Origin of the sequence: Oceanobacillus jeddahensis (assembly GCF_000750635.1) — a bacterium.
GTDB classification, from domain to species: Bacteria; Bacillota; Bacilli; order Bacillales; family Amphibacillaceae; genus Oceanobacillus; species Oceanobacillus jeddahense.
Map to the genome: position 1 here is coordinate 682,102 of NZ_CCDM010000001.1, position 13,062 is coordinate 695,163.

Genomic DNA, 13,062 nt, shown 5'->3' on the forward strand with positions numbered 1-13,062 from the left:
GCATGAAATGGTTAAATGAAGAAGATATTCAACATATCGCAATAGGAGCTGCTGTGTTAGGGACAGGCGGTGGCGGAGATCCTTATATCGGAAAATTATTAGCCTTATCAGCCATAAAAAAATATGGTCCGGTAAAAGTGATAAGTATAGAAGAACTGGAAGAAAATCATTTTATTCTACCTGTTTCTGGAATGGGCTCGCCAAGTGTGTTAGTTGAAAAAATACCTTCTTTCGATCAGCTAAAAGCTCCGTTAGAAGCATATGAAGAAGCGGTCGGTAAGAAAGTTGATGTAGTGATGCCGATTGAAATTGGCGGAGTTAATTCGTTGATTCCCGTTGCTGTTGCAGCAATGAAAGGTATTCCTATTTTAGACGGCGATGCAATGGGAAGAGCTTTTCCGGAAGCACAGATGGTCACTTTTCACCTAGACGGATTAAAACCGGAACTAGTAACATTAGGAGACGAAAAATCAAATGTAGTTTCGATTAAGCCGGTAGACGGGATGTGGAGTGAAAAACTATCCAGACAAATTACAATTGTGATGGGAGGATCTTCCATTGTTTGTGATTATGGAATTAGCGGCAAGCAAGCGAAAGAAAGTGTTATCCCGGCTACCTTAACCTTAGCACAGCAAATTGGTTCCTTACTGACTAATGAACGAACCGCAAAAGTCCATCCCATTGTACAAATGCTGGGAAAATTGAGTGGATATAAACTATTTAAAGGAAAAGCAATACAAATTGAGCGGAAGATTCAAGGCGGATTTACTCGTGGAAAAGCAATATTCGAAGGTTCCGATGAAGATAAAGAAAGTACCTGTCAATTATTTTTCCAAAACGAACACTTGCTGGCAGAAGTGAATGAGCAGCCTGTAGCCATCACACCGGACTTAATCGCAGTCCTTGATGAAGAGACAGGAATGCCAATTACGACGGAAGGCTTAAAATATGGAGCTCGTGTTGTTGTTGTTGCTTTTCCAGCCCACAAAAAATGGAGAACAGAAATTGGAATTGAAACAGCTGGTCCTGAATATTTCCATTATGACTATGATTATATCCCGCTGGAAAAGCTGGTAAAGGAGGCCGACCAATGATTAGATTAGGAATCGACGTAGGTGGAACGAATACAGATGGTGCCATTCTTGATGCAAATAATGAGATTTTAGCAAGCACCAAATCGACTACCACCAAAGATATATTTTCTGGTATTAAACAAACATTAAATAAACTAATGGAAGAATCCCAATTAGATGCTAAAGCAATTGACGTTGCAACACTTGGGACGACACACTGTACCAATGCCATTGTTGAAAGAAAAGGATTAAACCGTGTCGGTATTATACGGATTTGTCTTCCATCGGGCTCAGCCGTTACACCATTACTGGATTGGCCAGAGGATTTAGTGAATCAGTTAGACCCGATTACGCTCCTGATTCATGGCGGGTATGAATACAATGGCGATCCTATTGCTCCTTTAGAAGACGGTGAATTGCAAAATGCAGTAGAGAAACTAAAAGGGGAAGTGGATTCGATTGCGATTACAAGTGTCTTCTCTCCGGTTCAAAATGAACAAGAAAAGTATGTTGCTGATTATTTAAGTAAAGCAATGCCTGAAGTTCCGGTTTCGATTTCAAGTGAAATTGGTTCAGTTGGTTTAGTAGAACGGGAAAATGCTACCATTTTAAACGCTGCATTAATGCGTACTATCCGTCGTGTATCAGAAGGCTTCCAGCAAGCCCTGGAACAAGAAGGGATACAGGCGAAAATTTTTCTTGGGCAAAATGACGGAACATTGATGACAAACGAATATGCGCAGAGATATCCTATTTATACGATTGCTTGCGGTCCTACCAATTCTATTCGGGGGGCAGCACATTTAACCAATGAACCGAATGCAATTGTTGTCGATATTGGAGGTACGACAACAGATATTGGTGTTCTGGCTCAGAGTTTTCCACGTCAAACTTCCTTAGCAGTTGAAGTAGGCGGTGTACGTACCAATTATCGGATGCCGGATATTTATTCCGTTGGATTTGGTGGAGGAACAAGAATTCATCAAAACGATAAAGGATGGAAAGTTGGCCCGGATAGTGTAGGTTATCGTTTAATGGAAGAAGCGAAAGTGTTTGGAGGAGAAACATTGACCGCAACGGATATTGCCATTGCCAAAGGTCAACTTTATTTTGATGAGGCGGATATTACTTCCGTTAAGAATCTTCCTGTTGCTGAAATTTATGAAACCATGAGACATGTTGTGGAAGAGGCAATTGACCGTATGAAAACGAGCAGTGAAGATGCAACGGTGATTTTAGTTGGTGGAGGAGCAGCACTTATTCCAGGAGAACTAAAAGGGGCAAGTAATGTCATTCGACCAGCACATGCAGGTGTGGCGAACGCTATTGGAGCAGCTCTTGGTGACATTAGTGGTACCGTAGAGAGAATTTATTTATTAGAAAACGAAAGCTACGAAGTCATCATAGAAAAAGCAAAAGAAGAAGCGGTTAAAAATGCCGTGGCAGCTGATGCCGATCCGGATCGGATTCAAATTATACAACTGGAAGATTTTCCATTAGCTTATTTACCCGGCCAGGCATTGCTGGTTAAAGTCAAGGCAGCAGGACCGTTAAAAATGTAATGCAGGAGAAGGATGCAGAAGAATAGTTAATGAAGTTTATTAATAGATTCTATCCGTAAATGCTGTCTGCTATTTTCTTATTCTGTTATCAGAAAGTATTTTTATTAAACTCAAACATTGTTTACAAAAAATAAAGCGAAACTTCGTGCAGTGGGAGATGGAAAATCCCCCACTGACTAAAGTTTCACTTTACGCTGTCGTATACATTTCGTTCACTTGCTTTTGCAGTTTTTTATCCTGTACATATTCATCATAAGACATTTCTTTATCCATAATACCATTTGGAGTGATTTCCATAATACGATTTGCAATACTATTGATAAATTCATGGTCATGTGACGTAAAGACCATCGATCCTTTGAATTTAACAAGACCATTATTTAGTGCTTGAATGGATTCAAGGTCAAGGTGATTGGTAGGCTCATCCATAATAAGCACATTCGCTCCGGAAAGCATCATTTTAGAAAGCATACAGCGAACCTTTTCTCCCCCGGACAGCACATTTGCTTTTTTCTTCGCTTCTTCTCCGGAAAATAGCATTCTCCCTAAGAAACCGCGCAGAAATGTTTCTGTTTCGTCCTCAGGAGAGTATTGACGCAACCAGTCCACTAAGGATAGGTTTACACCGTCAAAGAACTCGGAATTATCTTTCGGGAAATAGGATTGGGAAGTTGTTATTCCCCATTTGTAAGAACCTTCATCCGGCTCTAATTCTCCAGCAATAATTTGCAATAACGTAGTATTGGCGATATCATCCTTGCCTACCAGTGCTACTTTATCATTTGGATTTAGTGTAAAGTTAACTTTATCCAACACTTTCACACCGTTAACGGTTTTAGATAAGTCTTTTACTTGTAATAAATCATTTCCAATTTCACGTTCTGGTGTAAAGGCAATATACGGATATTTTCTGGAAGATGGTTTAATATCGTCCAGCGTAATATTATCAAGCATTTTTTTCCGTGATGTTGCCTGTTTAGATTTTGAAGCATTCGCACTAAAACGGGCAATAAATTCTTTTAACTCTTTAATTTTTTCTTCTTTTTTCTTGTTGGACTCTTGTGCCATACGAGAAGCAAGCTGACTGGACTCATACCAGAAATCATAATTTCCGACATAGAGCTGAATTTTTCCATAATCGACATCTGCAATTTGCGTACATACTTTATTTAAAAAGTGACGGTCGTGGGAAACGACAATAACGGTATTTTCAAATTGAATTAAAAATTCTTCCAGCCATTGGATTGCTTGAATATCCAATCCGTTTGTAGGCTCATCAAGAAGAAGAATATCTGGATTACCGAACAAGGCTTGCGCAAGTAATACTTTAACTTTTTGTTCTTCAGGGATTTCCGCCATTTTTAAATCATGAAGAGATTCGTCTACGCCAAGTCCTTTAAGAAGCACGGCGGCATCAGACTCTGCTTCCCAACCGTTCATTTCTGCAAATTCACCTTCCAGCTCTGCAGCGCGGATGCCATCCTCTTCGCTGAAGTCTGCTTTCATATAAATTGCATCTTTTTCTTGCTTGACGTTGTATAAACGTTCATGGCCCATAAGTACAGTCTCTAAAATAGCATAGTCTTCATAAGCATAGTGATCCTGTTTTAAAACAGCCAGACGTTGTCCTGGTGTTAGAGACACATTACCGGATTGCGGTTCGATTTCACCAGAAAGAATTTTTAGGAAAGTAGATTTCCCGGCACCATTTGCTCCAATCACACCATAACAATTTCCAGGTGTGAATTTTAAATTAACATCTTCAAAAAGCTTCTTATCACCATATCGTAAACTAACATTAGTTACAGTTAACATAGTATATATTTCCTCCAAAAAAACATTATCAAGGTAAGCTTACGTTATTTGAAGCAACAATGCAAGATAAGACGGTTAAATATCTTAAGTTAAAAATGAATAATTATATAGATCGGAAGGCGTAGTTGAAAATATGGCTCCAGGTTATTACAGGATAATCAGAAAACAGGTAATATAAAGACAAGTGAAGAGGAGGTTTCATGAAAAAAATATACACAACCCTATTTTCGTTATTATCTTCTCCATTTAGCTGAGAAAAGGAGGGGGATGTCAGGTGACCCCTTTATAAAATTGGCGGATACAAATTTGAATTTTTCTCATATACTAAATAAATAAAAACAGACGCAACAAGCAGTATAATCCGGGGCAGTATTATAAAGAAAAAGAAGCAATGAAAGCATTAATGGATATACAAATGAAGCTTAAAACAGCATATCAGCAAATAAGCGTAAGACACTTAGAATATGTAGTGACTTGTTTGATAAAAATGAGGGAAGCGGATCAAGAAAAATATTATTTTGCGATGAAAAAGTACAAGGCGTATCGAAACAGATGAAGAAAATGTAGACCGTAGATAGAAAGTCAATGAAAAGCAATACAAAGAAGTCTAAATAATAAAATGAATCATGTGAAAACTGACAATTTTAAACAAAGAATGAAACCTTTTGTAATGGAATACGTAAATAAATGGTATAAGAATTTACAATAATTTAATTGTTTACAGCAGGAATATTTGCGATTTTCTCTATTGAATATGGAAGAAATATGTTAATTTTGGTGAGGGAAACAGCCACTGAATTTCCTGACTGATTCAGTAGCAAAAAAATCCCGCACTGCCAAGCATCTTTTGATAGTTTATCCAATTTTTTTCATCAGCTGTTGTATATTAAAAAACTTTTGTATATATTAATAAAAAGGGGTATGTCCAAAGAGGGGGAACAAGTAGATGAAAAGCAAGACGGTTTATTTGCTGTTTACTGATACAGGTAGTTATCTGTCACGATTGATTCATCTGTATACCCGTGAGCCTTTAAACCATGTTTCTATTGCTTTAGATAGAGAATTAACAGAAGTTTATAGCTTTGGGAGAAAACAGCCTAATAATCCATTTATCGGTGGCTTTGTGAAAGAAGATATTTTCTCGCCTTTTTTAAATCAGTCCAGGTGCGAAATTTATGAGCTGGAAGTTACCGGAAAAGAATATGAATCTATTAAAACTTTTATTAAAAATATAGAAATAGATAAAGATAAGTACCGTTATAATTTTATTGGGCTATTTGGAATCATGATGAAAATAAAAATCACACGGCAAACAGCATTTTTCTGCTCACAGTTTGTGGCTACTATATTACAAAATGTAACGAGCCTTTCATTAACAAAGGATCCATATTTTACAACACCGGAAGATATTCGAAGTGCTCCCAATTTAAAACTTGTTTATGAAGGAGTACTGCTATCCTATAAGGATACAATGAACATAGACCCTTTATCACCAACAGAACAGCCATCATTATCTTATATTTCCAATTTTTAGATTGTTGAGTGATAAAAAAGCACAGAGCTTCGAGTGAGGCTCTGTGCTTTTTGTACTTGCATAGGAAATTATAGAATTATTGCCTTGTGGATAACTATTTATAGTAAAACAGCCACGTCCAGCTCCGAGCGCCAAAAACTAGGAGATTTCACGTCGCGCCCTACGATAAGTCAACATCGGTTCGTCACCTCACCGTGTTTCCTTTATCTCAGTTGCACCGCTCCAATCTCTACGTTTTTAAACAGGCGCTCTGCGCTTTTGTACTTAGGAAATATGAATAAAACGATGGATTTTTTCCGGAACTCCAGCGAAGTTCCCGGCGTTCTTGCGGCGGATGCACTATCCTGACAACATTGAAGTCAGCACTCCCATATACAAGTGAAATGCGGTAAATAAGTATTTTTCTTAGTTTTATTGAAATAGGTCCTGCATTGCTTCCATACTGACATTTTGAATGCCCAGCGTTTCATAAGGAACCACAAGCTTCATCGTAATATTATTTGCTTCTAAATCCATATGCTGTACAGCAACAGCAAAATTACCCTGTAAATCCATGTCTGTAACAGCTACATAAATCTCTTGACTGTCTGGATCGATGGTTACCCATTCAGGCATTGGCAAAAATCGATCCATATATTCCATGATTTTTTTGTTTGGCAATTCTAAAAGTCCAACAGAAATAGATTTTTGCTGTAAGATAAGATCGCCATTTGCCTGTTCAATCGGTTCAAAACGGACGGAGAGAGGCACTGTGGAGGAGAAGACAGGCAGTTCTCCCATCAAATGCACATCATCTTCCAGCAAAATACGGTAATGGTGATCTGTTCCTTCAAGTAATTTTTCAATATATGCATTGACTAAATTATTTAAATTTTGTTTGGTGGTCTGAATATAAAACTCAGAACTTGCCTGCTCGTCTAACGCAGATTTTGGAGGGAACTCATTATTAGAAACTGGCCAAAAAATAAGTGCAAGTAGAAGAAGTAAGATCACCCCATTAAAAATAAGAAGACCAAGGAAACCAGCTTTCCATTTATTATTTATTTTTATTCGTCTGTTCGTTACTCTCATTGTATTTTTCATCCCAACTTAATTAAAATATTCCAAAATACGTTCGGCCATTAAATAATATCCGTCATAATTAGGATGGAAATTATCGTCCGCGAATAAATCCGTGCGCTCGTCATCAAATAAATCATCAATTGGTACAAATGTGCTGTTTTCATTTTGACTGACAATTTCTCTTCCAATGTCATTCCAGTTAAGGATAATTTGATCTAATTCTGGAATGTCTTCAAAATAATTTTTAAAAGGGTTGAATACACCTAATAGATAAATAGAAGTATCCCCATTTATAGAACGGATTTCATCAAATATATCGTTTAATCTTTCTTCATATAATGTTTGTTCTTCATTGAAATAGGCAATATCTAAATCCATAATATTTTCCTTTAACACCTGCATAATATCATTTGCACCAATAGTCATGATAATAATATCTGCTTCTTCGATGGCATGAATGATTTCCTGCTCTTCTTCTAAGCGGCTAAGTAGCTGATCGGAGCGGTTTCCACGTTTTCCAAAATTATTAAAATGGATATTCGCATCAAGGGTCTGAAGGGTTCTGTCTAATATCCCAACATAGCCTCCCTGCTCTGTATCGTCTCCTACGCCTTGTGTTAATGAATCACCAAGTGTCACGATATTTATATCTTCTCCAGCAGCAAATGGAAATGTATTTTCTAACTCTTCATCGACAGCTATGGAGTTATTTTCTTGTTCGTCCACGTCGCCCATGACATCTTCACTTTCCTCTTCTGTTTCTTCCTCATTTTCTGTTTCTTCTGGAGTAATTTGTTCTCTCAATGCTTCCTCTCTTTCTCGTTGCTCAGAGCTTAATTGAAAATAGGGCAGCTGTAAAATTGCAATAACCGCAATAGTAATAATCAGAATGGAACTAATAAGAATAAGCCATTTCTTTTTTGTCATCTTTATCATCACACCTACGTGTTCTTTTTCTTCTAGTTTATGCTAAAACAAATAAAATTACCTAAGGATACAAAAGGAAATTATAGTTGCAACATGTATATTTGTAAATTGATCTGGTGAAGTTTCATAGAATAAATGTTTTTGTTTATAATCTTATTTTAATCAAGGATGTTAAATAATAAACAAATTAAATGAAAAACGCCTTCTAATTTTTAAGCTAGAAGACGTAATTAATCTATATTATAACATAAATGTACCCGTCTTTCTTAATAATAAAACATGAATTGTTCTATAGAAAAAAGACGGGTATCCCTTTATTATATTGTAACTGGGTGAAAGCTTCCTGCCTCAAGGAATGAAGGAAACATGTTATTTCTAAGCAGGAGATCAGGCCGCCAGTGACGGCCGTCCCCAATCATTCTGGCCTGCAGAAAGCTTCAGTTTATTTTACAACGAATGCCCAGAACTACGTAATTGAAGAGCATACTGTGCTGGATGGATATTGGAAAGGATAAATACTTCTGATGTTACCTCAGGGCTTGTCTCTGTGAATAAAATCGTTCCCTGATAAGCTGCATTTTCTTCCGGTGTCGGCTTTCCTTCCTGTAGCCAAATCGCATCAGCTCCTGTTAAAATTTCTGTCGTTATTTCATCTATATTTGTTGCTGGAATAACCTCATAACCTAATTTATATAAAGGCACAATATCTTCATCAGCAATGCCGACAGTAACAATCCGTTTTTTACGGACACCTTCACTACGGTCAAATGGAGATTGAAGTAAATTTTGTACAGCTATTTCTTCGCTGGATTTTTGATTAGCCTGTGATTTTCCTGTTGCTTTATCAATAGCTTGATCCAAATCAGCTACAATATCATCGAATGCTTCTAAACCGACAGATAACCGCACCAATTCTTCTGAAGTACCACTTTTTGCTAAGTCCTCATCGGTTAATTGTTGATGGGTTGTCGAAGCAGGGTGAATAATAAGTGATTTTGCGTCTCCAACATTAGCAACATGAGACCAGAGTTTTACATTATCAATTAGCGTACGTCCTGCTTCACGTCCACCTTGAATACCAAACGTAATGACAGAGCCAAAACTATCTTTTAAGTATTTTTTTGCAAGCTGGTGGGATGGATGTGATGTTAATCCAGGATAGTTAATCCATTCTACAGCAGGATGATTTTCCAGATAAGCAGCCAGTTTTTCAGCATTTTCACTATGTTGTTTGATACGTAAATGTAAGGTTTCTAATCCTTGCAGTAATAAAAAGGCACTTTGTGGACTTAAAGCAGGACCAATATCACGTAGTAATTGGACGCGCAGTTTTGTAATAAAGGCAGCTGGGCCTAAGTCAGCATACTTTAAGCCATTATAGCTCTCATCCGGTTCGATAAAATCAGGGAATTTATCGTTGTTCCAGTCAAACCTGCCACTGTCAACAACGATACCGCCAATCGTAGTACCATGTCCGCCAATCCATTTCGTAGCAGAATGAATCACAATATCTGCGCCCCAAGTTAACGGTTTGGCAACATAAGGTGCAAACGTATTATCAATAATTAAAGGAATTCTATGATTGTGAGCAATGTCAGCAACTGTTTCTACATCAAAGACATATAGACTTGGGTTTGTGATGATTTCGCCAAAGATTGCTTTGGTTTTATCTGTAATTGCAGATTCAATCGCTTTTGGATCCGTGCCGTCTACAAATTTTACGTCAATTCCATATCGGGGGAGCGTGTTGGCGAATAAGTTATACGTACCACCATATAAATTACTATCTGCGATAATTTCATCACCAGCGCGTGTAATATTTAAAATAGCCATAGTAATGGCCGCCATCCCAGATGAAACACCTAATGCCCCGACTCCATCTTCCAGTTGTGCAATCCGCTGCTCCAGCGTATCGACAGTTGGATTCATAATTCGTGTATAAATGTTTCCTGGTTCTGCTAAACCAAATAAGTTCTGCGCATGTTCTGTGTCCCGAAAAACATAAGAGGTAGTTTGATAGATAGGAACCGCCCGTGCTCCTGTTGCCGGATCCGGAACCTGGCCTCCGTGTAATAAAATCGTCTCATCTTGCTGTGCTGGATAACTTGACATTTTATTTCCTCCCTTTTTTTAAAACGCTTTTCCCAAAAAAAAGCCCACTTCTTAAAAGAAGAGAGCTCTTATGACTGACTTTAGAACTCTCTCTTATCTTTCAGACAATGTTGCTGTAGGATGTAGCACCTGATTTTTCAGGTTGCCGGGTTTCGCAGGGCCTATTCCCTCCACCACTCTTAATAAGAGATTCTGCTAAATATTTTGAAATTACTTGAGAGTATATAGTTATAGAGATTAAAAGTCAAGTGTTTTACTATGGATTATACTGTTATATGTCTGCGTTTTCCTTTTTTCTCCCCCGCGGTGCATCTCTATATATACTAGCCATATAAATAATAAGAGCTAACCAAATCAAAGCGAATGTAATCATATGGTGTATTGTAAAAGCCTCATTATATAAAAATACGCCTAAGAAGAACATAATTGTTGGTGCAATATATTGTAAGAACCCAACCATTGCTAGAGGAATGCGTTTGGCTCCTGCAGCAAATAACAGCAGGGGAACGGCAGTAACAATACCAGCGCCGATAAGTAAAAGATTATCCGCTCCGAATAACGGAGAAAAAGTAAAAGATCCTTCCGATGGGATAACTATTAAATATAATAGAGCAACGGGTGCAATTACGAGAGTTTCAATGGTAAGTCCATACATTGCATGCAGGTTCACTGTTTTTTTAATAAGTCCATAAAAGCCAAAGCTAAGCGCTAATAAAAGAGAAATCCAAGGAAATACACCATAACTTAACGTTAAATAAAGTACACCAATACCTGCAAGGATAAAAGATAAAACCTGTCCTTTCGTTGTCTTTTCTTTCAATACAAAGACTGCTAATAAAATGCTGATTAACGGATTAATATAGTACCCTAAACTGGCCTGCAAGACATGTCCATGCTGTACTGAAAAAATAAATAAAAACCAGTTGATCGTTATAACAATAGAAGCGGTAATGATAGCGATTGTTTTCTTTCTATCTTTTTTCAGTATATGAACTGTTTCCATGAAATGCCGCCAATTTCCTGTAACCAGCACTAAAAAAATCATAAATACTAAGCTCCAGACAATGCGGTGAGCAAGGACCTCCCCAGCTGGAACATGTTCAAGGAGCTTCCAATATATAGGGAAAATCCCCCATAATAAATAAGCAACAAAGGTAATAACAGCCCCTTGTTGTAAAGATTTATTTTCCATCTTGTATTCCTACTTTCTAAAAAAATCAAACTAAAATTAATATTAAAACTTTATGAAGTAGGAAGCAATAGCTTTTGGAATAAAGTATCCCAACATTTAAGACAAATTTCTTAACCGGAAACATTTCCAACAGCACAGGAATACTTTATCATAAAGGGAGAGACTCAACAGAATTTTTCATTTTATCAAAAAAGAAGTGTCTGTAATTTTCCTGATTGGGTATAGAGGAATATACTAATAGGGGTGGGGAATAGACGTTACCTTTTCTGGTTAACGAAGGCTAAAGTTCACTTTACACGATTGGAAAACATAAGAAAAACTACCGATTCGTTTAAGGGTGAGCGAATGCAAGTTATTCAAATCGAGATAGGGGAGAATATAAATGAGCAAAAAGTTTAAACATATGGAGACAGCAATGATTCATGAAGGGTATGATTCCAAGGAGCTGCTCGGCAGTTTAACACCACCGCTCTTTCAAACATCTACATTTACCTTTGATACAGCTGAGCAGGGAGCGGCTCGTTTTGCGGGGGAGGAGGAAGGGCATGTCTATTCCCGGGTCAGCAACCCTACCGTGCAAATTTTAGAGAAAAAGCTTGCAGCATTGGAAAAGGGAGAAAAAGGACTGGCATTTGCTTCGGGAATGGCTGCAATATCGGCAGTGTTAATTGCACTCACCAAAGCAAATGATCATATTATTTGCTCGTCTGGATTATATGGCTGTACCTTTGGATTATTGTCTATGATGGATGAAAAATATAATATCCAAACAGACTATGTAGCTATGACGGAAGCTAAAAAAATAGAAGAAAAAATCAGACCCGAAACAAAGGTATTTTATATTGAAACCCCAATTAACCCAACCATGGAAGTCATTGATTTGGAGTTGGTTATTAGCATTGCTAAGAAGCATGATATTTTAGTTGTAGTGGATAATACATTTTCAACACCGTATTTACAACGTCCTCTGGAACTGGGAGCAGATGTTGTGGTGCATAGTGCTACAAAATATTTAAGCGGGCATGGCGATGTGATTGCAGGTCTCGCAGTGGGGAAAAAAGAATTGATGGAGCAAATCGCAGTAACCACGCAGAAAGATATAGGTGGAGTTCTATCTCCATTCGATGCCTGGCTGGTTATTCGTGGATTGAAGACATTACCACTCCGAATGGATAGACATTCGGAAAATGCATTACAGATTACAGAAAAACTAAAACAACATCCAAAGGTTAAGCATGTTTTTTATCCGGGCGATCCAGATGCGGAAGGATATTCGATTACGAAAAAACAAATGAAATCCGGAGGAGGGACGCTATCTTTTGAGATAGATGGTGGAAAAGAAGAAGTGCAGGCTTTTCTTAATAAACTGCAGTTTATTAAGATTGCTGTCAGTCTTGGGGATACAGAAACGTTGATTCAGCATCCAGCTACAATGACGCATTCCGTGATCCCTGTTGAACAACGCCAGAAAATGGGAATAACAGATGCTTTGATACGGTTATCTGTTGGAATAGAGGCATGGCAGGATCTTTGGGAGGATTTGGATCAGGCTTTAACGCATTTTAACTAATTTATTATTTATCGCAAAGTAACTGGCCGTGCTTGGGGGTGGGACTGCGATTACTCGCCTCATCGTAAAGAGTTGTGCGTCGAAAAACTCCCACTGAGTGAAGTTTCGTTTTATGGAATAGTAACAGAAGGCTATTCCAACCGTGCGTTTTCCCATTATGCTCCCGCCAGAACAGAACAAGAAGACGAATGATTCTGTTCAGGTGGGAGGCGACG

General features: G+C 37.9%; 10 protein-coding genes and 1 riboswitch. Of the genes, 5 read left to right on the forward strand and 5 right to left on the reverse strand.

The genetic code is table 11. From position 1 onward, the window contains the following. The first annotated feature begins 2 nt into the window (after window positions 1-2). Complete coding sequence (locus BN986_RS03110) at window positions 3-1,094, forward strand: DUF917 domain-containing protein (RefSeq protein WP_040978170.1); 1,092 nt, start codon at window positions 3-5, stop codon at window positions 1,092-1,094. Continuing rightward, window positions 1,091-2,635 carry an ROK family protein gene (locus tag BN986_RS03115; RefSeq protein WP_040978171.1) on the forward strand — a complete coding sequence of 515 codons (1,545 nt, stop codon included), beginning with the start codon at window positions 1,091-1,093 and terminating at the stop codon, window positions 2,633-2,635. The genes BN986_RS03110 and BN986_RS03115 overlap by 4 nt, the downstream gene beginning before the upstream one ends. Before the next feature lie 189 nt (window positions 2,636-2,824). On the opposite strand, the gene BN986_RS03120 is transcribed toward BN986_RS03115, so the two are convergent. Further along, on the reverse strand, window positions 2,825-4,450 hold the full coding sequence (locus BN986_RS03120) for an ABC-F family ATP-binding cassette domain-containing protein (RefSeq protein ID WP_040978172.1): 1,626 nt from the start codon (window positions 4,448-4,450) through the stop codon (window positions 2,825-2,827). Window positions 4,451-4,841: 391 nt separating this feature from the next. Here BN986_RS03120 and BN986_RS27295 point away from each other — a divergent pair, with 391 nt between their 5' ends. Both BN986_RS27295 and BN986_RS03125 read left to right on the forward strand, forming a co-directional pair. Then, a complete protein-coding gene (locus BN986_RS27295) occupies window positions 4,842-5,006 on the forward strand; it encodes a hypothetical protein (RefSeq protein WP_187378514.1) in 165 nt (54 codons plus the stop codon). Between the two features lie 390 nt (window positions 5,007-5,396). Next, entirely contained in the window at window positions 5,397-5,984 is a 588-nt protein-coding gene (locus tag BN986_RS03125; protein ID WP_040978173.1) for a hypothetical protein, read from the forward strand. A 411-nt stretch (window positions 5,985-6,395) separates the two neighbouring features. On the opposite strand, the gene BN986_RS03130 is transcribed toward BN986_RS03125, so the two are convergent. From BN986_RS03130 to rarD, 4 genes are all read right to left on the reverse strand, one after another. Continuing rightward, window positions 6,396-7,055: a YpmS family protein gene (locus tag BN986_RS03130; RefSeq protein ID WP_040978174.1), complete on the reverse strand. Its 660-nt coding sequence runs from the start codon at window positions 7,053-7,055 to the stop codon at window positions 6,396-6,398. Between the two features lie 18 nt (window positions 7,056-7,073). After that, complete coding sequence (locus BN986_RS03135) at window positions 7,074-7,973, reverse strand: SGNH/GDSL hydrolase family protein (protein ID WP_040978175.1); 900 nt, start codon at window positions 7,971-7,973, stop codon at window positions 7,074-7,076. Window positions 7,974-8,420: 447 nt separating this feature from the next. Then, entirely contained in the window at window positions 8,421-10,085 is a 1,665-nt protein-coding gene (locus tag BN986_RS03140) for an O-acetylhomoserine aminocarboxypropyltransferase/cysteine synthase family protein (RefSeq protein ID WP_040978176.1), read from the reverse strand. Between the two features lie 90 nt (window positions 10,086-10,175). Then, a riboswitch (SAM riboswitch) is annotated at window positions 10,176-10,274 on the reverse strand. A gap of 82 nt (window positions 10,275-10,356) precedes the next feature. After that, complete coding sequence (gene rarD / locus BN986_RS03145) at window positions 10,357-11,277, reverse strand: EamA family transporter RarD (protein WP_040978177.1); 921 nt, start codon at window positions 11,275-11,277, stop codon at window positions 10,357-10,359. Between the two features lie 382 nt (window positions 11,278-11,659). Here rarD and megL point away from each other — a divergent pair, with 382 nt between their 5' ends. After that, complete coding sequence (gene megL, locus BN986_RS03150; protein WP_040978178.1) at window positions 11,660-12,847, forward strand: methionine gamma-lyase; 1,188 nt, start codon at window positions 11,660-11,662, stop codon at window positions 12,845-12,847. Window positions 12,848-13,062: the final 215 nt, after the last annotated feature.